Source organism: Micromonospora sp. CPCC 206061 (assembly GCF_036906915.1).
Taxonomy (GTDB): domain Bacteria; phylum Actinomycetota; class Actinomycetes; order Mycobacteriales; family Micromonosporaceae; genus Phytohabitans.
The window spans coordinates 23,049-46,947 of record NZ_JBAKHX010000057.1 but is presented as its reverse complement, the minus strand read 5'-3'; the positions used below and the strand labels follow the sequence as shown (position 1 = coordinate 46,947).

Annotated in this window: 21 protein-coding genes and 2 pseudogenes; 10 read left to right on the top strand and 13 right to left on the bottom strand. The window is 70.1% G+C overall.

What is annotated here, in order from left to right; genetic code table 11:
• Nucleotides 1-246 precede the first annotated feature (246 nt).
• Nucleotides 247-1,740: an adenosylhomocysteinase gene (gene ahcY, locus V6V89_RS29240; protein ID WP_334622694.1), complete on the top strand. Its 1,494-nt coding sequence runs from the start codon at nucleotides 247-249 to the stop codon at nucleotides 1,738-1,740.
• A 28-nt stretch (nucleotides 1,741-1,768) separates the two neighbouring features.
• Here the strand turns inward: ahcY and V6V89_RS29235 are convergent, their stop codons facing one another.
• On the bottom strand, nucleotides 1,769-1,924 hold the full coding sequence (locus tag V6V89_RS29235) for a hypothetical protein (protein ID WP_334622693.1): 156 nt from the start codon (nucleotides 1,922-1,924) through the stop codon (nucleotides 1,769-1,771).
• An 87-nt stretch (nucleotides 1,925-2,011) separates the two neighbouring features.
• Entirely contained in the window at nucleotides 2,012-2,317 is a 306-nt protein-coding gene (locus V6V89_RS29230; protein WP_334622692.1) for a hypothetical protein, read from the bottom strand.
• Between the two features lie 151 nt (nucleotides 2,318-2,468).
• Here V6V89_RS29230 and V6V89_RS29225 point away from each other — a divergent pair, with 151 nt between their 5' ends.
• Both V6V89_RS29225 and V6V89_RS29220 read left to right on the top strand, forming a co-directional pair.
• Nucleotides 2,469-3,320 (top strand): helix-turn-helix domain-containing protein, encoded by an 852-nt coding sequence (locus tag V6V89_RS29225; RefSeq protein ID WP_334622691.1) that lies wholly within the window; start codon nucleotides 2,469-2,471, stop codon nucleotides 3,318-3,320.
• A 26-nt stretch (nucleotides 3,321-3,346) separates the two neighbouring features.
• Nucleotides 3,347-3,553, top strand: coding sequence for a DUF397 domain-containing protein (locus V6V89_RS29220; RefSeq protein ID WP_334622690.1), 207 nt, complete (start codon nucleotides 3,347-3,349; stop codon nucleotides 3,551-3,553).
• 12 nt (nucleotides 3,554-3,565) lie between these two features.
• Here V6V89_RS29220 and V6V89_RS29215 read toward each other — a convergent pair whose 3' ends face one another.
• Both V6V89_RS29215 and V6V89_RS29210 read right to left on the bottom strand, forming a co-directional pair.
• Nucleotides 3,566-4,204: a DUF6082 family protein gene (locus tag V6V89_RS29215; RefSeq protein ID WP_334622689.1), complete on the bottom strand. Its 639-nt coding sequence runs from the start codon at nucleotides 4,202-4,204 to the stop codon at nucleotides 3,566-3,568.
• 185 nt (nucleotides 4,205-4,389) lie between these two features.
• The gene (locus V6V89_RS29210) at nucleotides 4,390-5,469 is read right to left on the bottom strand and encodes an RDD family protein (RefSeq protein WP_334622688.1); all 1,080 of its coding nucleotides are present in this window, start codon (nucleotides 5,467-5,469) and stop codon (nucleotides 4,390-4,392) included.
• 25 nt (nucleotides 5,470-5,494) lie between these two features.
• On the opposite strand from V6V89_RS29210, the gene V6V89_RS29205 reads away from it, so the two are divergent.
• Entirely contained in the window at nucleotides 5,495-6,457 is a 963-nt protein-coding gene (locus tag V6V89_RS29205) for a stage II sporulation protein M (RefSeq protein WP_334622686.1), read from the top strand.
• A gap of 122 nt (nucleotides 6,458-6,579) precedes the next feature.
• Here the strand turns inward: V6V89_RS29205 and V6V89_RS29200 are convergent, their stop codons facing one another.
• Genes V6V89_RS29200 through V6V89_RS29180 form a run of 5 tightly spaced genes read right to left on the bottom strand, consistent with a single transcriptional unit; the run spans nucleotide 6,580 to nucleotide 11,566 of the window.
• Nucleotides 6,580-7,869 carry a DUF58 domain-containing protein gene (locus V6V89_RS29200; protein ID WP_334622685.1) on the bottom strand — a complete coding sequence of 430 codons (1,290 nt, stop codon included), beginning with the start codon at nucleotides 7,867-7,869 and terminating at the stop codon, nucleotides 6,580-6,582.
• A complete protein-coding gene (locus tag V6V89_RS29195; RefSeq protein ID WP_334622684.1) occupies nucleotides 7,869-8,837 on the bottom strand; it encodes an AAA family ATPase in 969 nt (322 codons plus the stop codon). The genes V6V89_RS29200 and V6V89_RS29195 overlap by 1 nt, the downstream gene beginning before the upstream one ends.
• Nucleotides 8,834-10,147: a DUF4350 domain-containing protein gene (locus V6V89_RS29190; protein WP_334622683.1), complete on the bottom strand. Its 1,314-nt coding sequence runs from the start codon at nucleotides 10,145-10,147 to the stop codon at nucleotides 8,834-8,836. Before V6V89_RS29190 ends, V6V89_RS29195 begins: the two co-directional genes overlap by 4 nt.
• Nucleotides 10,148-10,160: 13 nt before the next feature.
• Complete coding sequence (locus V6V89_RS29185; protein WP_334622682.1) at nucleotides 10,161-10,748, bottom strand: DUF4129 domain-containing protein; 588 nt, start codon at nucleotides 10,746-10,748, stop codon at nucleotides 10,161-10,163.
• A complete protein-coding gene (locus V6V89_RS29180) occupies nucleotides 10,745-11,566 on the bottom strand; it encodes a hypothetical protein (protein WP_334622681.1) in 822 nt (273 codons plus the stop codon). Before V6V89_RS29180 ends, V6V89_RS29185 begins: the two co-directional genes overlap by 4 nt.
• A gap of 144 nt (nucleotides 11,567-11,710) precedes the next feature.
• Here V6V89_RS29180 and mtrA point away from each other — a divergent pair, with 144 nt between their 5' ends.
• The 5 genes and pseudogenes from mtrA to hpf all read left to right on the top strand — a co-directional run bounded on the left by mtrA (nucleotide 11,711) and on the right by hpf (nucleotide 17,437).
• On the top strand, nucleotides 11,711-12,400 hold the full coding sequence (gene mtrA, locus V6V89_RS29175) for an MtrAB system response regulator MtrA (RefSeq protein WP_334622680.1): 690 nt from the start codon (nucleotides 11,711-11,713) through the stop codon (nucleotides 12,398-12,400).
• A 127-nt stretch (nucleotides 12,401-12,527) separates the two neighbouring features.
• Nucleotides 12,528-14,048, top strand: a pseudogene (gene mtrB, locus V6V89_RS29170) (MtrAB system histidine kinase MtrB); the annotation flags it as partial.
• Nucleotides 14,049-14,065: 17 nt separating this feature from the next.
• Nucleotides 14,066-15,871, top strand: a complete 1,806-nt coding sequence (locus V6V89_RS29165) for an LpqB family beta-propeller domain-containing protein (RefSeq protein ID WP_334622678.1) — start codon at nucleotides 14,066-14,068, stop codon at nucleotides 15,869-15,871.
• A 35-nt stretch (nucleotides 15,872-15,906) separates the two neighbouring features.
• Nucleotides 15,907-16,583 (top strand): annotated as a pseudogene (locus tag V6V89_RS29160) (ComF family protein).
• Between the two features lie 239 nt (nucleotides 16,584-16,822).
• Nucleotides 16,823-17,437, top strand: coding sequence for a ribosome hibernation-promoting factor, HPF/YfiA family (hpf, locus tag V6V89_RS29155; protein ID WP_334622677.1), 615 nt, complete (start codon nucleotides 16,823-16,825; stop codon nucleotides 17,435-17,437).
• Here the strand turns inward: hpf and V6V89_RS29150 are convergent.
• Both V6V89_RS29150 and V6V89_RS29145 read right to left on the bottom strand, forming a co-directional pair.
• On the bottom strand, nucleotides 17,410-18,552 hold the full coding sequence (locus V6V89_RS29150; protein ID WP_334622676.1) for a GNAT family N-acetyltransferase: 1,143 nt from the start codon (nucleotides 18,550-18,552) through the stop codon (nucleotides 17,410-17,412). The genes hpf and V6V89_RS29150 overlap by 28 nt on opposite strands.
• Nucleotides 18,549-19,676, bottom strand: coding sequence for a GNAT family N-acetyltransferase (locus V6V89_RS29145; protein ID WP_334622675.1), 1,128 nt, complete (start codon nucleotides 19,674-19,676; stop codon nucleotides 18,549-18,551). The genes V6V89_RS29150 and V6V89_RS29145 overlap by 4 nt, the downstream gene beginning before the upstream one ends.
• 230 nt (nucleotides 19,677-19,906) lie before the next feature.
• Here V6V89_RS29145 and secA point away from each other — a divergent pair, with 230 nt between their 5' ends.
• The gene (secA, locus tag V6V89_RS29140; protein WP_334622674.1) at nucleotides 19,907-22,765 is read left to right on the top strand and encodes a preprotein translocase subunit SecA; all 2,859 of its coding nucleotides are present in this window, start codon (nucleotides 19,907-19,909) and stop codon (nucleotides 22,763-22,765) included.
• A 183-nt stretch (nucleotides 22,766-22,948) separates the two neighbouring features.
• Here secA and V6V89_RS29135 read toward each other — a convergent pair whose 3' ends face one another.
• Nucleotides 22,949-23,539, bottom strand: coding sequence for an Rv3235 family protein (locus V6V89_RS29135; protein ID WP_334622673.1), 591 nt, complete (start codon nucleotides 23,537-23,539; stop codon nucleotides 22,949-22,951).
• 106 nt (nucleotides 23,540-23,645) lie between these two features.
• Complete coding sequence (locus tag V6V89_RS29130) at nucleotides 23,646-23,861, bottom strand: helix-turn-helix domain-containing protein (RefSeq protein ID WP_334622672.1); 216 nt, start codon at nucleotides 23,859-23,861, stop codon at nucleotides 23,646-23,648.
• Nucleotides 23,862-23,899: the final 38 nt, after the last annotated feature.

The window sequence follows — 23,899 nt, the reverse complement described above, 5'->3', positions numbered from 1 at the left end:
GCGTATACCGAAATTTCGCGTTTTAGCTTGACACTGACGTTGCGTAGTGTGACTCTATGGGTACGCAGTGTTATCGGGATTAAGGTCCGAGTCACGCGCGGGGAACCAAACCGGGGGGATGCGCGGGGCGGTGGGAGCTGGGCGGAGATGCCGCTCATGACCCGCCGCCCCGCGCGCTGTACGGGTCAGATTGCCGTCCGCGTAAGGTAGTGGGTCGTGCAGTAGACGCGTACGACAGGAGCTTTCATGACCAGCACTCTTCCGGCGCCCGGCGCGTCGGCCGAGTCCCGTCCGCGCACCGTCGCCGAGGGCGACTACAAGGTCGCTGACCTTTCCCTGGCTGCCTTCGGGCGCAAGGAGATCCAGCTCGCAGAGCACGAAATGCCTGGGCTGATGTCGATCCGGCGTGAGTTCGCTGCGGAGCAGCCGCTGCGTGGCGCGCGGATCACCGGTTCGCTGCACATGACGATCCAGACCGCTGTGCTGATCGAAACCCTGGTCGCACTGGGCGCGCAGGTCCGCTGGGCGTCGTGCAACATCTTCTCCACTCAGGACCACGCCGCCGCGGCGATCGTGGTCGGCCCCGAGGGCACGCCCGAGACGCCGACCGGTGTGCCGGTGTACGCGTGGAAGGGCGAGACGCTCGAAGAGTACTGGTGGTGCACCGAGCAGGTGCTCATCTGGCCCGACGGCGAGGGCCCCAACATGATCCTCGACGACGGTGGCGACGCGACGCTGCTCGTGCACAAGGGCGCCGAGTTCGAGACGGCGGGTGCGGTGCCGGCGACCGAGGCGTCCGACAGCGAGGAGTACGCCGTCATCCTCGACGTGCTGCGCCGCTCGCTCGCCACGGACAACCGGCGGTGGAGCCGGATCGCCGAGGGCATCAAGGGCGTCACCGAGGAGACCACCACGGGCGTGCACCGGCTGTACGAGATGCAGTCGGCCGGCACCCTGCTCTTCCCGGCGATCAACGTCAACGACTCGGTGACGAAGAGCAAGTTCGACAACAAGTACGGCTGCCGCCACTCGCTCATCGACGGCATCAACCGGGCCACCGACGTGCTGATCGGCGGCAAGGTCGCGGTCGTGTTCGGGTACGGCGACGTGGGCAAGGGCTGCGCCGAGTCGCTGCGCGGCCAGGGCGCCCGCGTCATCGTGACCGAGGTCGACCCGATCTGCGCGCTTCAGGCGGCGATGGACGGTTACCAGGTCGCCACGATGGAAGACGTGGTCGAGACGGCCGACATCTTCATCACCGCCACCGGCTGCTTCGACGTGATCACCGCCGACCACATGGCGCGGATGAAGCACCAGGCGATCGTGGGCAACATTGGCCACTTCGACAACGAAATCGACATGGCTGGTCTTGCGAAGCGCGACGACGTCACGCGGATCAACATCAAGCCGCAGGTCGACGAGTGGAGGTTCGACGACGGCCACTCGATCATCGTGCTGTCGGAGGGGCGCCTGCTGAACCTTGGCAACGCCACCGGCCACCCGTCGTTCGTGATGTCGAACTCGTTCGCGAACCAGACGATCGCGCAGATCGAGCTCTTCACCAAGCTCGACCAGTACCCGGTGGGCGTCTACACGCTGCCCAAGCACCTCGACGAGAAGGTGGCCCGGCTGCACCTCGACGCCCTCGGCGCGAAGCTGACCACCCTCACCAAGGAGCAGGCGTCGTACCTGGGCATCCCAGTGGAGGGTCCGTACAAGTCGGACCACTACCGCTACTGAGCACCAACTGACGCGATCGGGCCGGGTCCTACCCGGCCCGATCGTGCTTTCTGGGCCGGACCCAGGTCCACACGCAGTACGCGAGCCAGCCAACCGCCACGGCGGTGGCCAACGGCCGCAGCTTCAGCGCGCTGAGCAGGATGATCACCGCCAGCACGGTGAGCCACGGGATGAAGGCCTTCACCCGGCAACAGTAGACGGAGATCCGCACAAGGGGCGGCGGGCCGGTGGTTGCCGCCACCTGGCCCGCCGTCCGGCCTCGGTTTCCGTGTCAGAGCACGTGCTGCGCCTGCCTGCCAACGACCTGTACCACCTCGGCGTCCAGCATGCGGACCCACCGGCGGCGGACGCTGTGCAGTGTGGTGAGGATAGGCCGAGCCGGCGTGCCCTCGGTCGGCTGGAGCACGGCGTTGCCGTCCGGCAGTACGAGCAGCCAGGCCGCCACCTGACCGGGAGTATCGCGATCGCCTCGGCGATAGAGGGCGAAAACGATCGGGCGCTCGTCGACGAAGACCAAGCCGGTATCCAGTTGCCAGGGAAGCTCGGGGTCTGCGGCGAAGGTGCGTTCGTCCAGCACGGGCTGCCTCCGTCGGTCGGTGTGGCGGGTGCCTCGACGCCGTTGTCGCCTTAACTTCCCTTCAGGGTGAAGGTTGCGAGGTGAAGATGCAAGTGCATCTGCGGCCTGTCCGTTGCATGTGAAGACGCCGGCTTGCGTTACCGTGTCCTTGATGGCAGTGAAGCCCAGTCCACCCACTCTGCGTCGGCAACTCGGTGCCGAGCTTCGGCGCCTGCGTGCGGAACGCACGGTCGCGGACGTTGCTGCCGAACTCGGGTGGTCTGAATCGAAGCTGAGCCGCATCGAGACGGCCCATACGGGCATCCGGCCCAAGGACCTGGACCGACTGCTCGACGTTTACGCGCTAGCCCAGGACACCCGGGCGCGTATCCAGGCGCTGGCCACTCAAGCCCGCAAGCGCGCCTGGTGGGAGGCGTACGGTGACGTGCTACCGAACGCCTACGAGACGTATATCGGGTTCGAAGCCGAAGCCACCAGTATCTATAACTATGAAGCACAGATCGTTCCTGGCCTGTTACAAACCGCCGACTACGCCAGCGCGGTCATCGCCGCCGACGGTGTTTACCAGGATGAGGAGGTTCATGGCCAGCGGGTCGCTGTTCGGATGGCGCGTCAGGCGGTATTGACGCGGAGTCCACCTCCGCAGCTAATCGTCGTGGTCGACGAGGCCGTCCTGAGGCGACAGGTCGGGGGAGCCGATGTTATGCGGCGTCAGTTGGGCCGACTCGTCGAAGCAAATGATCGCAAGATGATCACGGTTCAGGTACTGCCGTTCAGTGTGGGTGCGCACCGGGCCCTCGCCGGCTCATTTGTGATTATGGAATTTGCGGGGGACGCCGACCATCCGCTTGTCTATTCCGAGGGCATGACCGGCGGTGTCTTCCGAAGTCGCGCAGATGAGCTTCGAAGTTACTGGATGAGCTTCGAGGCGTTACGGACTGCCTCGCTTACTCCGAAGCAGTCCGTGGAGTTTATTCAAGCCGTAATACATGGCGAAATCTGACTTAGTTTGAGAGGATTCGAAAGTTCATGGTTGGGTGGAATCTGCGTGATAACGCGAACTGGGTGAAGAGTACGCGCAGTGCCGGAAATGGTCAGTGTGTCGAGGTGGCCAAGTTCGGTGGATGCGTCGCGATACGCGACTCCAAGGACACCGATGGGCCAATGCTCCAGTTCTCGGCCACATCGTGGCAGTCTTTCGTGAGCTCGCTGGCCGCGAAGGCCGACGACGAGTAACTCGTTGCCGGGTCACAGTGCAGGCGGTTCTTGTGGGGCCGCCTGCGGTGAGCCTCCGAGCTCTTCAGAGAAGACGGCGATGATCCCTCCCTGCTTGCCCTGGTAACCCGTACGCCAAACGTCCTCAGTGCTTTGCCAGTAGCTACGAACCCACTCGCTGGTCGCCATGAATCGCAAATGAAGCCGGATCTCGTCTATGTTGGCGGTGCCCGTCTGGTGTAGCATTATGAAGTAATTCAAAACCAGATTGGTGTAAACCACCAATCTGGTTTCGACTCCCTCGGGTCGGGGAAATTGTCCCCAGGCTTGCAGTAGTTCTGGATCATTGATTGCCATGGCCAGGAGATCGGTCTGAAATTGTCGAATGGCCATCCGACGCGCATCGCGCATCTGCCTTTGTTGTAGCGCCAGCGTCATGGCGACGGCAATAACGGCTGCGGCGGCAAGAACTGCTGAGATGGCGCCATAGGACTGCCCGATAAGGCTAAGGCGCTCCCAGTCTTGCTCTTCACTGTCGAGAAAGCGTAATGCAAGCGGCGAGGCGACGATGAGCGCTGTTGCCAGGATCAACAGGATCGATGTCGCCAGGATGCCGAGATTAACCTTGAGTGGGCTAAGGAGTCCTGCCGTCGGTTGCCTCTGCCTCTGCATCCTTCTCCTCGTCGCCGGGGCTGCATGTCAGCGGGATCGCCGCCGTATCGCGTCACGCTTGAACGCGTATGCCCGCCAGAACCATTACAAGACAGCGGCGCAACCTCCATGTGAAGGGCGCGGTCGCGCTGGTCAGGTGAATCTGGCGTCTGACGAGATGAGCCGTACCCTATTGAGCTGCGTTTTTAGGCCGATTCGTGGGGCTCGGGCGCGGGGCGCCTGAGCGTGCTGGCCACCGGCGGTGGGCGCAGGCCTGTCCAGTCCGCTTGCTCCGCCGCGGGATTCAGCCACGGTGGTGTGGGCCATTGGTGGCTGGCCCAACCGGCGGCTGGCGCGGTCGCGGGCGGCTCCGCCCCACCCGGGGCGCTCCACGGCGACGGTGCTGGTGCGCCTCCCGGTACGCCGGGACGGGGTGTGGACGGGACGCGGCGCGGGGGACCGGTCAGGCCTGGCCACAGCGTGGCGGTGACCGCGCGGGCCCGTGCCAGCCGGTGTGCCGCCCGGCGGTGCCGCTCGGCGAGCACTGCCGCCAGGTACGCCCACCCGGGCACTCCCGGCGGTGGCGGTGGGGTCGTGGCGGCTGCCACCTCGGTGGCGAGCGCCTGACCGAGGCGGCTGCGCTCTGGTTCGGCCAGCCCGTGCCCGCGGGCTAGAAAGTGCCGCACCGCCAGCGCCAGATCGTCGTCGAGCCCGGTCAGGTCGAGCGTGGCCGCCCAACTCGCGAGCGGCAGGGGCATGCCGGGCACCCAGCCCCAGGAGGCCGGTGTGCGCTCGTGGATGACCATCGTGCCGGCCGCCAGGTCGCCGAGGCGTTTGCCGCGCGGGTTGCTCAGCATCGTGGCGAGGCTGGCGATCCAGGTGACGAGCGGCAGTACGAGGCCGGGCCACTCGACAGCGACGCTGACCAGGGAGCGAGTCAGCGCGTGGCGGAACCGGACGGGACCGCCGTCGTCGCGGATCACCCGCAGGCCCACGGCGAGCTTGCCGACGGTGCGGCCGCCGCTCAGCGTCTCGCAGATCACGGGGTACCCGACCAGCACGAGCACGATGCCGACGGTGAGCAGTGCGCCTTCGAGAGCGGCGTCGGCGCGCACGGTGGTGATGAGGACGCCGCCCACCATCGCCAGTACGAGGGCGATGCCCGCCTGAACCGCGATGTCGACGAGCAGCGCGAGCACGCGGGAACCGACCCGCGCGACCCGCACCTCCAGCTCTACGGCCTCCCCGTTGACGAGACGGCTTGACGACCCCCCTTGCGCGTTCACCCGACCAGTGAACACCATGTCCGGCGTGGATCTCGACGCGTACGTCGCCGAGCACGATGCCGAGTGGCGACGGCTGGAGCAGCTGTCGCGGGGACGCAAGCTGTCCGCGGCCGAGGCGGACGAACTGGTGGCCCTCTATCAGCGGGCGGCCACCCACCTGTCTGTGGTGCGCAGCCGGTCGCCCGACCCGGCGCTGGTTGCCCGCCTCTCCCGGCTGGTGCTGAGCGCCCGCGCCGCGATCACGGGCGGCACCGGGGTGTCGTGGCGCGAGGTGGGCCGGTTCTTCACGGTCGGCTTCCCACTGGCCGTGTACCGGGCACTGCCGTGGTGTACAGGCGTGGCGGTGGCCTTCACGGCCGTGACCGGCTTTCTGATGTGGTGGGTGTCCGGGCACCCGGAAAGCGCCGCCGCGTTCATCGGTGAAGACGCGGCCCGCGAGCTGGTGGAGTCGGAGTTCGCCGGGTACTACACCGAGTTCATGCCGGCGACCTTCGCCTTCCACCTGTGGACGCACAACGCCTGGCTGGCGGCGCAGTGCCTGGCCGCGGGCGTGCTCATCGTGCCGGTGCTGTGGCTGCTGTGGAACAACGCGCTGAACATCGGCGTGGTCGGCGGGGTGATGCTCTCGTACGACCGGGGTGACCTTTTCTTCGGACTGATCCTGCCGCACGGGCTCCTGGAGCTGACGGGGATCTACGTGGCGGCCGGCGTGGGGCTGCGGATCGGTTGGGCGTGGATCGCCCCTGGTTCGCACCGCACCCGTGGGCGGGCAGTCGCCGAGGCGGGTCGCACCGGGATGCTGGTCGCCTTGGGCCTGGTCGGCTTGTTCGCGGTGGCCGGGCTGATCGAAGCGTTCGTGACGCCTTCGCCGCTGCCGGCGGTGTTTCGGGTCGGCACCGGCGCGGCCGTCTGGCTCGCCTTCCTGGCCTACGTCGTAGTCCTGGGCGGCCGCGCCGCCCGCGCTGGCGAAACCCCCGACGTCCCCTGACCCCGCCTACGCCGGCGCCGCCCGCTCTCCCGTCGATCAAGGGCAAATGCACGCAGATCGGAGAGGCCCCGATCAGCGTGGCGGCCAGCCACCCTGTTCGGGCGGCTGGCCGCCGCGCGCTGTCAGAGGCGGCCGGCCTGCTTCAACGTCAGGTACGCGTCGCAGAGGCGAGACGGAAACACGTCGAGCGGCGCGTCGAGCACCGTGACCCCGTTGCGGGTCAGCGCCGACCGCACCCGGTCTCGCTCGCCGAGGGTGCGGATCGCCGCGGCTGACAGGTACGGGTCGCCGGTCGGCTCGGCCATCCGCTCCAGCAGCGGGTCGTGCACCGCCGCCACGATCACGCGGTGCCGCGCCGCCAGTCGCGGCAGCACCGGCAGCAGCCCTTCGCCGAGCGCGCCCGGCTCCAGCGCGGTGAACAGCACCACCAGCGCGCGTTTCCGCTCGCGCCGCAGAACCTCGCCGACCACCAACTCGAAGTCGGTCTCCACAAGGGATGGTTGGAGCGGCGCGAGCGCGTTGACGAGGCGGGGGAGCAGCACATGGCGGCCGCCGGACACGGTGGCGCGCACCGCGGTGTCGACCGCGAGCAGATCCACCTGGTCGCCGGCCCGCGAGGCGAGCGCCGCGAGCAGCAGGGCGGCGTCGATCGACGCGTCGAGCCGCGGTTCGTCACCCACCCGCACCGCCGACGTGCGCCCGGTGTCGAGCACGCATACGACCCGGCGGTCGCGCTCCGGTCGCCAGGTGCGCACGAGTACGTCGGAACGGCGCGCGCTGGCCCGCCAGTCGATCGACCGGACGTCGTCACCGATCACATACTCGCGCAGCGCGTCGAATTCGGTGCCCTGCCCTCGTCCCCGGGTCACCCGCGCGCCTTCGAGCGTGCGCAGCCGGGCCATCTTCTCCGGCAGGAAGCGCCGTGAGTCGAAGCGCGGCAGCACCCGCAGGCGCCACGGCGGCGTGGCGGGGCGGCCGGCACGCTGCCGGAACGCCAGCCCCAGCGGGCCGTACGAGCGCACGCTCACCCGCACAGCCGGGCGGTCACCGCGCCGGGTCGGCATCACCGTGGTCTCGATCCCGGCCGACGCGCGCGGCTCCACTACCACCCGGTGCACCCGCGAGGGCGCGCCGGCTGACGGTACCCAGGAATCCCGGACCTGCGCGCGCAGGACGCGTGGGGAGTCATTGTGGACGCTCAGCGTCACCGCGGCGGTCTCGCCGAGCCGGACCGCGCGGGCCCCGTCGCGGCGAAGGAGCACGCCGCGCAGCGGCGCGGCGAGCGCGGCGTCGGCCGCCGCGAGCGCCAGGACCGCTGCGGTGAGAAGCACGACGCCCCACCACGGCGACGGCCACAGCGGAAGCGTGGCGGCGCTGAGCGCGAGGAGCGCGGCGGTCCGGCCGGTGAGCATTACCGCGGCGTGGGCACGGTGGCGAGCACAGCGTCGAGTACCGCGTCCGGCGTCACGCCTTCCAACTCGGCCTCTGGGCGCAGCCGGACGCGGTGCCGGAGGGTGGCCCGCGCTACCGCCTTGATGTCGTCGGGCGTCACGTACTCACGCCCGGCCAGCCAGGCCCACGCCTTGGCGGTGCCCAGCAGGGCGGTCGCGCCGCGCGGCGAGGCGCCCAACTCCAGTGACGGCGACGTCCGGGTGGCCCTGCACAGGTCCACGACGTAACCGAGCACAGCGTCGGCGACGCCCACCCGTTGCACGGCGGCCCGGCCCGCGGCCAGATCGGCGGCGCTGGCGACCCGTTGCACGCCGGCCGCCTTGAGGTCGCGCGGATCGAACCCGTTGTGATGCGCGCGCAGCACGCCGATCTCCTCGTCGCGGCCGGGCAGCGGCACGGTCAGCTTGATGAGGAACCGATCGAGCTGAGCCTCGGGCAGTGGATACGTGCCCTCGTACTCGATGGGGTTCTGGGTGGCGGCCACGATGAACGGCTCGGGGAGGGGGCGTGGCGTGCCTTCCACCGACACCTGCCGCTCCTCCATGACCTCCAGCAGCGCCGACTGGGTCTTCGGCGGCGTGCGGTTGATCTCGTCGGCGAGCAGCAGGTTGGTGAACACCGGCCCGGTGCGGAACTCGAAAGCCGCGCTGTGCGGGTCGTACACCAGCGAGCCGGTGACGTCGCCGGGCATGAGGTCGGGCGTGAACTGCAGGCGCTTGGCGTCGAGGTCGAGCGCGGCGGCGAGGGTGCGCACCATCAGGGTCTTGGCGACGCCTGGCACGCCTTCGAGGAGCACGTGGCCGCGGCACAGCAGCGCGATCACCAGCCCGCTCACGATGGCGTCCTGCCCGACCACCGCCTTGGCGACCTCGGCGCGCAGCCGGTGCAGGGCCGCTCGGGCGTGGTCGGCGTCGGCGGGGTGGGTCACCGCTGCTCTCCTTCGTCGGTCCTCACGGGTGGCGCGCCGACCTCGTGTGCCAGCGCGTCGAGGTCAGCGGCCAGCGCGACCAGTTCCTCGTCGGTCTCCGGGGAGGCACCGTACAGCAGGTGGTCCACCTCGTCCCTGTTCCAGCCGGTGTGCACGGCGACCGCGTCGGCCAGCGCCCCCTCGTCGGCGTCCGGCTCCAGCCGCAGCAGGGTCGCCGCGCGCTGGCGTGCCGCTTCTCGCAGGATGTCGGCGGTGGGCCCGCGCGCCTTGGCCCGGCGGTACAGCCGGCCACGGCCCAGCACGGTTTCGGCGCCCCGCACGGTAGCCGGCAGCGGCTCGCTCACTGGCGGGCCGAGCCGTCGCGCCCGCCAGAGCGCGACGACCAGGGCGGCCAGGGCGAGCTGGACCAGCACCGCCCAGAACCAGGGCGGGAACGCGTCCCAAAGCGGGTTACGCCCCTCGCCGGGTGGTGCCGCCTCTCCACCGTCTCCTTCGGACCCGCCAGAGGCGGATCCGTTGCCGGAGCGCCCATTCCCGCTGTCGCCTTCTCCCGGCTCACTACCGGAATCGCCTTCGTACGAAGGGTCCTGCGAGGGCGGCCGGTCCGGCGCGGTGCCGGGCGGGTCGACGTTTCCCGGCGGTGGCTTTTCGAGCTCGTGCAGGTCGAGCCAGACCACTGTGGACCGGCTGGACAGCAGTCCGACGGCGAGCGCGAGGTTGCCGTGCTCGTCGACGCGGTCGTTGCGGAACGGTTCGTTCGCCCCGATCACCACAAGCTCGGCCGCCGACCACCGGGTCAGGACGAGCCCGGCGTCGTAGCACCGCTCGCCGTCAGCGTCGTACCGCTGGCGCAGCGCCGCGGCAATGCCGGCGCGGCGGGCCTCGTCGAGCGCGCAGCCCGGCTCGGTCGCTTTGGCCGCCCACCGGCGCACGCTGGTCGCGACCGGCGCCGCCACGGTGTCGAGGGTACGGGCGGACGGGTCGACGAGCACGATCCGGGTGCTGGCCGGCAGGGACGACAGCATGCGCAGGTAGTCCGGGTGTGAGACGCCCGGCACCGGCACGAAGAGTGTGGCGTTCCCCTCGTACGCGGCGCCGATCGCGTCGAGCGTGCTGGCCGTCCGGTGCACCCGTACGCCCTCGCGGCGCAAGGCGTCGGCGAGCGCGCGGCCACCGATCGGCGCCTCGCTGACCGGGCTGAGGAAGTCGGCGTCGGTCGGGTCGGGCTGCTCGATGGCGTACGTGACGCCGGTCACCGTCAACAGAAGCGCCGCGATGCCGATGGGGATCGCGATCCGGTGCCACCTCATGACACTGCCGCCATCACAGGGCCCGCCGCAGCTGGTCGGTCAGCTCACGCATGCGCGCGTCGTGCTGGGAGGTGGCGGGAAGCTGGCCGTACCAGAGGTCGGAGAAGACGCCACCGGCCGCGCGCAGCGGCTCGTCGACCGCGGGCCGGGCTCTCCCCGCTGCGCCGGCCAGCTCGGTCACCGTCCATCCTGGACGATGCTCGACGACGCGCCGGTCGACCAGTTCGCGCACCATCGCGCGCAGCCGTTCGCGCACGGCCTCGGCGTACCGGCCCTGCGCGGCGAGCCGGTCGGCCAGCGAGATGAACGCCGCCACCGGCATGTCGGGAAGCTCGTCGGGGCCTGCCGCGCTCTTGCCGGTGGCAGGCTCGGGCACGCTCTCACGGCGGCGCCAGGGCCAGCGGAACCGGGGCCACCGCAGGCGCGGCATGCGCAGGCGTGGCCACCGGAGCCAGCTCGGCCGGCGGCGCGGCACCCAGGCCGGCCACCATCGCCAGCCGGCGGCGACCAGGCCCGCGAGCAGCACTAGGAGCAGCGCCGCCAGCGGCAGCGGGACGACGTCGCCCAGCGCCGCCACCGACTCTGTCCACCACCGGCTCATCGGGCCAGCGCGAGCAGGTCGGGGGCCAGCCGGCCGTGATGGCGGGCCCGGGAGAGCAGGATGTCGAGCCCTTCGGTGCGCATCCGGGTCTCCAGGTGCAGCACGGCGTCGAGGCAGGCGAGCGTCGGGTAGGCGAGCGTGTTGACCAGCAGCCAGGCGACCGCGCTGAGCAGGCCGGTCCACTGCGGCCGGTCGAGGCTGAGCGCGTCGAGCGCGGCGACCGCGCCGAAGCCGAGCGCCACCCGGATCGCCAGCCACGCCAGATAGCCGAGCACCCGTACCCCACCGGCACGCAGGCCCGCGCGGCACGCCAGGCCCGCGCTGCGCACCAGCGCCCGACCCGGTCCGAGGCGATCGAGTACAACGGCAGGGGCGACCAGGCCGAGCAGGGCGTACACGGCGAACCAGGCCGGTCCGGCGAGTGCCGCCGCGAACATGGCGGCGCCGGTCACCGCGGCGACCAGCGCGACCCGCCCCCACCGGGCACCGCGCGGGTCGATCAGGCGGCTTGCGGGAACTGGCTGGCCGAGGACGGAGGCCGCCGCGGCTCGCGACGTGAGCCCACCGAGCAGCACGATGATCGTCATCTCGGTGGCGGCGCCTACGGCGAGCAGCAGCCAGTACAAGCTGAGGAGGTCGGAGTCGGGTAGGTAGGCGGGCGGCTGCGCGTCGGCGGACCGCCGGAGGGGAGCGAGCAGCGCCTGCTCGAGCGCGGCGAGCACCGCCGCGACGGGCAGCAACACTCGCCCGTGCGTCCGTAGCAGCGTCACCGCGGCGTCGAGAAGCTCGCCGACGGTAAGGGGACGCAGCGGCAGCACTGCGCCATCCTGGCACGGTGTGGCCAATCGGTCCGCCCCGGCCACCCTGACGACCGATGTTGATCGTCCGATTTGTCGTATGCGCAGGTGAACCGCCCGTGGAGCCGGACACACGGATCTGAAGCGAGGTGGAATATTGAACGCATGAGGGCACGGGTACTGGTGGTCGACGACGATCCCGCACTCGCCGAGATGCTCGGCATTGTGTTGCGGAGTGAGGGTTTCCTGCCCTCCTTCGTGGCCGATGGCGAGCGGGCGTTGGCCGCGTTCCGGGAGAACCGTCCCGACATAGTCCTCCTTGACCTGATGTTGCCTGGAATGAGCGGCATCGACGTGTGCAGGTCGATACGTACCGAGTCCGGCATTCCGATCGTCATGCTGACCGCCAAGAGCGACACCGTCGACGTGGTGCTGGGTCTGGAGTCAGGCGCCGACGACTACGTGGTCAAACCGTTCAAGCCCAAGGAACTGGTCGCCCGGATGCGGGCCCGGCTGCGCCGGGGCGAGGACGCTGCGCCCGAGATGTTGACCATCGGCCCGCCCGGCAACCAGATCAACATCGACGTGCCGGCGCACACCGTGAGCCGCGACGGCGACGAGGTCAAGCTGACCCCGCTCGAGTTCGACCTGCTGGTCGCGCTGGCCCGCAAGCCGCGCCAGGTGTTCACCCGCGAGGTGCTGCTGGAGCAGGTGTGGGGATACCGGCACGCTGCCGACACCCGGCTGGTCAACGTGCACGTCCAGCGGCTGCGGGCCAAGATCGAGCCCGACCCTGAGCGGCCGGAGATCATCCTGACCGTGCGGGGCGTGGGCTACAAGGCGGGCACCGGATAGCCTGGGGCCGACTGTGGCACTTTCGGCACCCTCCGCATCCGCGCTCGGCAAGGCTTCCGCACTCGGCAGGCGCGCGCTCGCCGCTGCCCACGGTGCCTGGCGGGCCGCCGCCCAGCGCGGTGTCGCGCTGGGCGCGCCCGTGCGTCTGACGTGGCGGCGGTCGCTGCACGCCCGCGTCGTCACCATCACGCTGGTCGCCTCCAGCCTGCTGGTTGGCGGCTTCTCGTACCTGGTGGCCACCCAGAGCACGAACATCCTGATGCAAGGCACCGAGTCCGGGGTCAGCTCGCAGCTCCACGACGACGTCGAGTACGCGGCGAACCAGCTGAGCGTCTACGACCAGCCGTATGACCCGGACATCCAGGTGACGCTCAACCAGACCGCGACCTACCTGTCCGGCGGCGGGCCCGAGCAGGGCGGGATGGTGGCGCTGACGGCCGTCAAGCACACCAACCTCAAGAGCGCGGCGCCGCTCGGTGTCGATGTCAGCCCGCTGATCGGCGACGAGCTCGAAGACGCGGTGGCGTTCCAGGGCCGAGTGGCCAAGCAGATCCGCACGGCCGATCTCGGCCCCGGCCCGACCAAATTCCTCGTGTACGGCTCCCGGGTGCCCACCAGCTTTGGCCAGGTCGAGCTGTACCGGATTGTCCCCCTGACCACCGAGGACCAGGTGGCCAACCAGATCCGCACGATGGTGCTCTTCACCGGCGTGGCGCTGGTGGTGCTGCTCGGTGTGCTGGCGGCTCTGGTTACCCGCCTGGTCGTCAACCCGGTACGGGTGGCCGCCCGTACCGCACAGCGCCTCTCCGCCGGGCTGCTCGACCAGCGGATGGCGGTCAACGGCGAAGACGACCTGGCCCAGCTCGCTGCGGCGTTCAACCAGATGGCGACGAATCTCCAGCGCCAGATCGTGCGACTCGAGGAGATGTCGCGGCTCCAGCGCCGGTTCACCTCCGACGTCTCGCACGAGCTGCGCACGCCGTTGACCACCGTCCGGATGGCGGCCGATCTGATCTTCGCCGAGCGTGACGAGTTCGACCCGGCCGTCGCGCGCTCGGCCGAGCTGTTGCAGGCTGAGCTCGACCGGTTCGAGAGCCTGCTCACCGACCTGCTGGAGATCAGTCGCTTCGACGCCGGCTTCGCCATGCTGGACGCGGAGCCAACCGACCTGGTGCCGGTCGTACGCAGGGTCGTCGATCGGCTCGCGGGCGTCGCTGAACGGGCCGGCGTGGCGATCGACCTGCACATGCCCGACACACCGGTGATCGCCGAGGTGGATCCTCGACGGGTCGAGCGGGTCCTGCGCAACCTCGTCGGCAACGCGGTCGAGCACAGCGAGGGCAAGCCGGTCGGAGTCACCCTCGGCGCCGACGAGTCCGCCGTGGCGATGACCGTTCGTGACCACGGCATCGGGCTGCGGCCGGGCGAGGAGAAGCTGGTGTTCAACAGGTTCTGGCGGGCCGACCCGTCGCGGGCCCGGCAGACCGGCGGCACCGGGCTCGGCCTGTCGATCAGTCTGGAAGACGCGCGGCTGCACGGCGGTTGGCTGGAAGCGTGGGGCGCGCCGGGTCAGGGGGCCCAGTTCCGGCTCACCCTGCCGGTGCGGGCCGGCGACCGGCTTACCTCGTCGCCACTGCGCCTGGTGCCGCAGGCCGAGGTGACGGCGTGACGCGTCGGCGATCGGTGCTGGCCGCGGCGCTGGCGATCGGGCTCGGAGCGGCCGGCTGCGGCATACCCGACGAGACAGAGGTACGGGTCGACGGGCCGGGCCCTTCGCCGGGATTCGCCACCAGCGGCGGGGTCGGCGCCGCCCCGCCGCCCCGTGACTCGGCCGCCTCGAAAGAGCAGTTCGTCGACAACTTCCTCCTGGCCGCGGCCGGTGAGCCACGGGAGACGCACCTGCGGGTGCGCAACTACCTCGCGCCAGCGGTCAAGGACGAGTTCAAGGAGTCGCAGGAGGAGCCGCCGGTCAACCTGGTGCGGGTGCGCTCGCGCACGGTGGCCGACAACGCCGACGGCACGTCGATTGCCACGCTGCAGGTCGACCAGGTCGGGGTGCTCGACGGCGACGGGCGCGTCAACCCGCCAGCACTGACGGTGACGACCTACACCATCGGGATCGGGCAGGTCGAGGGCAACAGCGGCTGGTTCGTCACCGTCCCGCCCAACGTGCTGCTGCTCAATGTCTCCGCGCTCGACAGCAACCCGCTCAACGGGTACTACGAGCCGCAGACCATCTACTTCTGGAACGCCGAGCGCACCGCGCTGGTGCCCGACCTGCGGTACATGCCGCGGGCGGTGCCGCCCGAGGGCCAGCCGACCGAGATCCTCGACCGTTTGATCGCCGGCCCGTCCGACCTGCTGCGCCCAGCGGTGCGGCGGTTGCCGGCGGGCACCCAGCGCACCGGCACCGTGCCCGATACCGGCGACCGGTTGGAGATCAGCCTTTCCGCCGAGGCGGGGGCGCCCGACTACGACCCGGCTGACCTTGGCCGGCAGCTCATATGGTCGCTGCCGCCGTCGTTGCGTAAAGACCTGGAGGTGAAGATCGAGGGGCAGTCGCCTCGGGTCATCACGATGGATCAGGCGTACCTCGACGCGAACCAGGCGGGCACTTCCAGCGAGACCCCGGAGCGGTTCGCGATCTACCAGCGCAAGATCTACCGGCTGAACAGCTCGCCCAACAACGGTCGGGACCCGTTGCCCGCGCTGCTCACCAACGCGGTCAACCACGACGTGCTGTTCGCGGCCCTGGCCAGCGGCTCCGGCGTGACGGCTGGCGCGCTCGTCGTCGCGCGCGGTCAGCGGCAACAACTGATCGTCGGGGCGACCGGCGGCGACCGGCCGCGCTCGTTCACCCCGGTCGGTTCGGAGCACCAGTCGATCGGTCGGCCTGTGTGGTTGAAGGCGCCGCTCGACACCGGGCTCGTCGTCGTGGAGGGCGGCCTGTACCAGTTCGGCCTCGACCGTGGTGAGCTGACGCGGGTCGGCCTACCGGGCGTGCCTGGCGCGGTCAGCGCGGTCAGCGCCGCCCCCGACGGCAGGCGGCTCGCCGTCGTCGCGGACGGGCGGCTGTGGGTCGCCGCGCTCGGCCGCGACGACCGGTCGGTGGAGGTGCTGGCGGTCCGCCCGGTGCCGACCACGCTCCAACAGCTCACCGAGGTGGCCTGGAGCGGCGAGGGCCAGTTGGCCGTCGCCGGAGTGCGCGCTGGCAAGAGCACGATCGGCAAGGTCACCATCGACGGCGTGGCCGAGGCTGATCCCAGTTACGAGCTGGGCGGCGGCACCGTGACGTATCTCGTCGGATTTTCGAGTCCGGGCAGCGTCGAGGGCATCAAGATCATGTATGTGGCGGGTGGGAAGGGGTACGACGCGCAGGGACCGGAGCTGATCATCCAGGCGAACGAGGTCGTGAACGGGCCCGCCAACGCACAGCCGGGCAACGCCACCGCCCCCTTCTTCCTGAGCTGATCGCCGTGGGCGTCTGGACCGCCGTCACCGACCTGGTGCTGCCCGCCGGGTGCGCCGGCTGCGGCTCCGAACGGGTGCCGCTGCGGTACGGCGTCTGCGACACCTGTGTGGGCGAGTTGACGGCGTTGCGGCCCGGCCCCGCACGTCCGACTCCGGCGCCGGAGGGCCTGCCGCCGTGCGGCACGCTGGGGCCGTACGCCGGAGCACTGCGGGAGGCGCTGCTGGCGTACAAGGAGCGCGGGCGGCACGGGTTGGCGGTGCCGCTCGGTGCCCTGCTCGCCGACGTGGTCGCCTATTCGGTGGGTGGGGCCCTGCCCGCGTACTCCTTGTGCCTGTGCCTGACACCGCGAGGGCCGCGCGGAGCCGGCATGGCGACCACATGCGGCGGCTTGCCGCGAACGCGGCCGCGAGCCTGCGGCGTGCCGGCTGGCCGGCGGCGGTGGCGCGCCCGTTGCGGGCACGGCCGCGCGCCGACTCCGCGGACCTGGATCGCGCCGCGCGGCTCACGGCGTCGGCGGGCGCGTTCCGGATCGCGACCGGCCGGGCGCCGGCGCTGCGGCGTGCTGCCGCCGGGCGCGCGGTCGTCGTGGTCGACGACATCATGACGACGGGTGCGACGCTCGCGGCCACATCGAGACGGCTGGCGACCGTTGGGGTGACTGTGCGTGCAAGCGCCGTACTCGCAGCGACACAGTTGAGGAACGCTCGCTAGATATCCTTTTCACCCGTTCGTGCGGCTTGGGCGATTCTTCTCGAACCGGTCTCGCCTGGGGGGGTGACGAGCGGCCGAACAGGAGTTAGCGTCGACTTCACCGGGGTATGACCATGGGTTCAACCCCGCAAGGGCGGCTCGTACTTCGGGCGCCCGCTGCCGAGAGGAGGAGCGATTCCTTCATGTCATCGGCAACGGGCCGGTGACATGCCACAGATCAATCGTGGGGGAGGTCACGCGTGGACATCGTCGTCAAGGGGCGCAACGTTGAAGTGCCCGATCACTACCGAGTTCATGTATCCGAAAAACTCGCAAAGATTGAGCGCTACGACCACAAGCTCATCCGCGTCGACGTCGAACTATTCCACGAGCGAAACCCGCGACAGTCCGACCACTGCCAGCGCGTAGAGATCACGGTGTTCTCCCGCGGGCCGGTAGTTCGCGCGGAAGCCTGTGCGCAGGACTTCTACGCGGCGCTCGACTGCGCGATCGCCAAGCTCGACACCCGGCTACGCCGTGCCGCCGACCGGCGCCGCGTCCATCGCGGCAGGCGCGCACCCGTCTCCGTCGCCGCCGCGACGGCGGGCCTGCCAACCGAGCTACCTAGTACTCCAGCGGTCAACGGGAGCCGTGCTCCCGCGCCGGTCGAGGAGGAGGAGTACGACGACCAGCCCTGGCACATCGTGCGCGAGAAGGAGCACACCGGTGAGCCGATGACCATCGACGACGCTCTGTTCCAGATGGAGCTCGTCGGGCACGACTTCTACTTGTTCCTCGACAAGGAAACGGGCCGGCCCAGCGTCGTGTACCGGCGCAAGGGCTACGACTACGGCATCCTCTCGCTGGCTGTCTGAACCAGCACGAGATCCCCGGCAAGCAGGCCGTAGATCACGTCGTCGACGCGGGTGCCGGAGAAGCCTGGCAGCCGGCCGCGCAGGTACCCCTCGCGCCGGAACCCGGCCTTCTCCAGCACCCGCTGAGACGCGACGTTTCCCGGTCGCGTGCCGGCGGTCAGGCGGTCGATCCCCGCCTCGGTGAACGCCCATCCGGCGAGCAATCGCGCCGCCCGCGTGGGAAGGCCGCGCCCGCGCCAGGGCGGCAGCATCGCGTACCCGATCATCGCCTGGCCACTGCGCGGCTCGTCGTAGTACAGGCCGATGTTGCCGGTCGCCGCACCGGTCAGCGCATGGACGATCACGAAGTCGGCCCGCTCGCCGGCGAGCCAGCGGCCCTCGGCGCGGGCGCACCGCAGCTCCACCTCGTCGCGATCTGGCGCGATGGGCGGCAGGCTGGTGGCCGCCACATCCGGCGTGGTCAGCAACGTGTGCAGAAACTCGCCGTCGCCCGGCCCGAGCGGGCGGAGCGTGACCACCCCATCCGAGAGCCCGCCGGCCGGCAGATCGGGCAGCAGGCGCGGTGTCTGGCCCGGCGGGTCATCGGCCAGCCGGCTCCAGACCACCAGGTCGTCCCGGTGACCGTCGCGCCGGAGGGCGGCCCCTCGGCGTACCCCCTCGCGCTGGAACCCCGCGGCCAGCGCGACCCGCTGGCTGGGCGCGTTGGCGAGGTCGGTCAGCAGTTCCAGCCGCCCGAAACCGCGGGCGAACGCCCATCCGGCGAGCGCGGTCGCGGCGGCGGTGGCCACCCCGCGGCGGCGCGCCCACGGCGCCACCCAATACCCGATCTCGGCCTGAGCGCGCTCCGGCACCAGCCGGCCGAGACCGGCGCCGCCGATGAGGCGGCCGGTGACCGGGTCGGCGACCGCGAACGCCGCGCCGCCCGACGCCCAAGCAGCGGGCGCGCCCTGGCTGATCCACCCGAACGCGTCGGACGGGCTGTACGGCTGAGGCAGGCCCGGCATGAACCGTGCGGTCAGTGGGTCGTTGCAGCCGGCCACCAGGTCGTTGACGTCGGCGTCGGTGAACCGGCGCAGCAGCACGCCGTCGCCCTGTACCGGCGTCGCGCCTGTCACAGGGAATCTCCCGGGAGGAGGCTGGCGATCCACGCGTCGCGGCGCTCGCCGCGGTGGGCGAGGTCGCCGCGCAACATGCCCTCCATCGTGAATCCGGCCTTCTCCGCGACCCGCCGCGACGCCACGTTGCCGACGTGCGCACGCCATTTCACGCGGGCGAGCCCCACCTCCGCGAACGCCCACTCGCACACCGCTCGCAGCGCGGCCGTGGCGTACCCGCGTCCCCGTGCCTCGGGAGCGACGAGGAAGCCGACCTCGCCGATCAGCGGGTCGTCGGCGGAGATCCGCAGGTCGATGTTGCCGACCCACGTATCGGCCGGATCCGTGATGGCGAAGACCGCGCCCGCGCCGCGTGCCCAGCCGAACGGGGCGATCCGGAACGCGAACTCCTCGGCGTCCTTGCGCCTGTACGGGGTCGGGACGGTGGTGTAGCGCACGGCGTCCAGGTCGGAGCAGGCTGCGACCATCGCGTCGATGTCGCGTTCGTCGGGCCGGCGGAGCGTCGCCTCCTTGGCGTGCAGGATCGGCTGGGCCCGACCGAACACCTTGGCCCGGCGGGCGGTCAGCTCGTCGACCTGCACCTCGACCGGGTCACCCGGCAGCAGCGACCCCACCCAGCCGGCGTGGCCGCCGAGCGGGTTGCCGTCCGCCAGCCGGAGCTCGCCCTCCAGCCGGAACCCGGCCCGCAGCGCGACCAGGCGGGACGCGTGGTTGCCGACCGCCGCCTGCCAGACCACGCGGCGCATTTCGAGCGCCTCGAATGCCCAGCGGCACACCGTGCGGGTGGCGCCGACAGCCACGCCCCGACCACGGGCCCAGGGCGCCGTCCAGTAGCCGACCTCGGCCGAGCGCAGCACCCGGTCGATCGAGACCAGCCCGCACGAGCCGAGCAATTCGCCGCTGTTGGCATCCGTCACCGCGAAATGCGTGCCGGTGCCGTCCGCCCAGGCCGACGGGGCCAGCTCGGTGACGAAGTGCCGGGCATTTTCGCGCCCGTACGGCACCGGCACGCGGGTCCAGAGTTGGATGTCGGGATCTTGGCAGGCCTGGTAGACCGCGTCGGCGTCGTCGGCCCGCCACTGGCGAAGCACGAGACCAGGCGCCGTGATCTGATCCTGGGTCACCATCGGATCCCGCTGGGAGTCGTGGCCGCCCACGATGGCGCCTGACGTGGATTCCGGTTGAGGTTCACTGGGTAATCGTGCCGGATCGTTCGCGGCTGGCGTAACCTGTTTCGGTGCTCGCCCCAGGTGAAATGTCCGCTTACGCACGGTCGGCCGGAGGCGCGGCTGACAGTTCCCCTCACGGTGCGCCTACGATGGTTCGGCAGACTGTCCAAGGGGAGCGTTGACCCGTGTCGATTCTTGAAAAGTTCCTTCGTGCTGGCGAAGGCCGAATGGTACGCCGGCTGAAGGTGATCGCTGCAGCGGTCAACTCGATAGAGGACAACTACACAGACCTCACCGACGCCGAGCTTCGCGAGCTCACCGACCAGTATCGGGAGCGGATCGCCGACGGTGAGACCGTCGACGACCTGCTGCCGGAGGCGTTCGCGACAGCGCGCGAGGCGGCCGCTCGCGTGCTCGGCCAGCGGCCCTACGACGTACAGGTCATGGGTGGCGCCGCGCTGCACTTCGGCAACATCGCGGAGATGAAGACCGGTGAGGGCAAGACCCTCACCTCCATGCTCCCGGCGTACCTGAACGCGCTCTCCGGCAAGGGCGTGCACATCGTCACGGTCAACGACTACCTGGCACAGCGCGACGCCGAATGGATGGGTCGCATCCACCGGTTCCTCGGGCTCAGTGTGGGCGTGATCCTGCCGAACCGGCCCGCCGCCGAGCACCGTGCCGCGTACGAGTGCGACATCACGTACGGCACCAACAACGAGTTCGGCTTCGACTACCTGCGCGACAACATGGCGTGGTCGGCCGAGGAGTTGGTGCAGCGCGGGCACAACTTCGCGATCGTCGACGAGGTCGACTCGATCTTGATCGACGAGGCCCGCACACCGCTGATCATCTCCGGTCCGGCGGAGCACTCGGCTCGCTGGTACGGCGAGTTCTCCACGGTCGTGGCCAGGTTGCAGTCGGGCAAGGACGGCGAGGGCGACTACGAGGTCGACTACGCCAAGCGCACCGTCGCCATCACCGAGCGCGGCGTCGCGAAGGTCGAAGACCGACTGGGCATCGACAACCTGTACGAGTCGGTCAACACCCCGCTCGTCGGATATCTCAACAACGCCATCAAGGCCAAAGAGCTGTACAAGAAGGACAAGGACTACATCGTCAGCGACGGCGAGGTCCTGATCGTCGACGAGTTCACCGGGCGCATCCTGCATGGCCGCCGGTACAACGAGGGCATGCACCAGGCGATCGAGGCCAAAGAAGGCGTCGAGATCAAGCAGGAAAACCAGACCCTCGCCACGATCACGCTCCAGAACTACTTCCGCCTCTACGAGAAGCTGTCCGGTATGACCGGCACCGCCCAGACCGAGGCCGGCGAGTTCAACAAGGTCTACAAGGTCGGCGTGGTCAGCATCCCCACCCACCGCCCGATGATCCGGCTCGACCGCTCCGACGTCATCTACAAGACCGAGAAGGCCAAGTTCAACGCCGTGGTCGAAGACATCGTCGAGCGGCACACCCTGGGCCAGCCGGTCCTCGTCGGCACAGTCTCCGTGGAGAACTCGGAGATCCTTTCGCAGATGCTGCGCCGCCGCGGCATTCCGCACGCAGTGCTCAACGCGAAGTTCCACCAGAAAGAGGCGGAAATCGTCGCGCAGGCCGGGCGCAAGGGCGCAGTCACCGTCGCCACCAACATGGCCGGCCGCGGCACCGACATCCTGCTCGGTGGCAACCCCGAGTTCCTCGCCAAGAACGAACTGCGCCAGCGTGGCCTCGACCCGGTCGAGCACGAAGACGACTACTACAAGGCGCTCGAAGAGATCCTTCCCAGGTGGAAGGATGCCTGCGACGCCGAGGCCGAAGAGGTCGCCGAGGCCGGTGGCCTGTACGTGCTCGGCACGGAGCGGCACGACTCCCGGCGCATCGACAACCAGCTCCGCGGCCGCTCCGGCCGGCAGGGCGACCCGGGCGAGTCGCGCTTCTACCTGTCGCTACAGGACGAACTGATGAAGCGGTTCCGGGCCGGCGCTGTCGAGGCGGTCATGGAGCGGCTCAACATCCCCGAAGACGTGCCGATCGAGTCCAAGATGGTCACTCGGCAGATCAAGAGCGCGCAGGCTCAGATCGAAGGCCAGAACGCCGAGATCCGCAAGAACGTGCTCAAGTACGACGAGGTGCTCAACAAGCAGCGCATGGTGGTCTACGCCGAGCGCAAGCGTGTGCTCAACGGCGAAGACCTTCACGAGCAGGTCGAGCACATGATCAACGATGTCGTCGAGGCGTACGTCGGCGGAGCCACCGCCGAGGGGTACGCCGAAGACTGGGACCTCGACCAGCTCATGACCAGCCTCAAGCAGCTGTACCCCGTCGGTGTCACCGTCGACGACCTCGTGGACGAGGCCGGCGGCGAGCTCAACAACCTCGACGCCGACTTCCTGACCGCTCAGCTCAAGGAAGACGCGCACGCGGCGTACGTGCGGCGCGAGGAGGAGCTCGGCTCCGAGGCGATGCGCCAGCTCGAGCGCATGGTCCTGCTCCAGGTGATCGACCGGAAGTGGCGCGAGCACCTGTACGAGATGGACTACCTCCAGGAGGGCGTGGGGCTGCGCGCCTACGCCCAGCGTGACCCGCTCGTCGAGTACCAGCGCGAGGGGTACGCGATGTTCGCCACGATGATGGACGGCATCAAGGAGGAGACCGTCGGATTCCTCTTCAACCTGGAGGTCCAGGTCGAAGAGGCGCCGCCCACGCCCGCCCAGCCGGGTGGCCCGGCGCCGCTGCCGATGCCCGACGACGCCACCGTCGAGATCAAGGCCAAGGGCCTCGGGCGGCAGCGTCCGCAGCAGCCGCTCCAGTACTCGGCACCCACCATCGACGGCGCTGCCGGCGCTGGCGCCGTGGCCATGGAGCAGGAGCAGGCACCGGCGTTGGGCCTCGGCGGCCCGGCTCGGGAGCCCGCTGGCCGGCGCCCGTCGCCGAGCCAGGGTGCGTCGGCCACGAGCGCCGGTCCGTCCCGCAACGCGCCGTGCCCGTGCGGCTCCGGCAAGAAGTACAAGCGCTGCCACGGCGCCCCCGGTGGCGCCTAGGCCCTAGCCGTGGAGCCCGGGGCGCGCACCGCCACCTTCGCAGGTGAGCGCCCCGGGGCCGGTGGTGCCCGGACTGCCCCGCCCACCTCCCCCGACCACCGCCCGACGAAGTCGGTGCGCGGCGCGAGGGAAGGCACCGCCTCCGAGGGGACCGGGCCAACCAGCGCGAGCCCCGGTGTCAGGTCACACCGTGCGGACGGCGGTGCAAAGCCACGCGCCACGCCGCCGCTCCAACCGGAACGCCATCGCCCAGGTGCGGCCTGCCAGGCCGAGCGCCGCGGCTGCCTCCACCACGCCCGGGCACGGCTCGCAGGTGTGGAGGCGGCGGGCTCGCACGAAGGCGCTCGGGCGCTTGGTCACGTGTGGTGGCTGACCACCGCGCAGCGTGGCGGCGCGGTCGAGGCCGGCGGCGAGCTGGGTGATGACGGCCTCGGCGCAGCCGGGAACCGTGAGCGGACGGATGTGGCCGGTCGGACGGTAGCCGTTGAGGATTTCCAGGCACATGTCGAGGAACCGCTTGGTGGCCTGCTTCGCCTCGGGTGAGGCCGACGCGACCGGCACCGGCGCCTCGGGTGCCCCGGCGTCAGCGAGGGCGGCCGCGGCGGCTCCGGTGCCCGGGACCAGCACCGGGGGCCGCGCCCGCCGGCGACCTGTGAGGTCGAACTGGAGCGCGAGCTGGGCGTGCCACGGCTCCTGGTCGATCTCGTCTTCGAACGGTGGGTCGAGAGCCGGAGCGGGGCGGAGCCGGATGGGTGGACGAGTCGTGGCGATCATGCAGCTCACCCCGATCTTGCGTTTGCCTACGTTTGCCTTCGACAGCATCCGTTGTAAGACCGCAAGACGGCACTCGTCAATGTGTTGCAGGGAAATCGGGCGCTAATCAGTCGACGAGTGGGTTCCCGCGCACCCATTCCGCCGTCTCGTCGTACTTGCGCTCGATGTACTCCTCCAGCTTGGTGCGCTCGACGCGCCACTGGCCCCGGCCACCGATCTTGATCGCGGGCAACTCGCCGCTGCGGACCATGTGGTAGACCTGCGAGTCGGTGACGTTCAGCTCGGCTGCGACGTCCGACAGGAGCAGGAAACGAGGGCTCACTGCTTCAGTTTGCCATCGATTGCGGCGGGTTCCGCCGC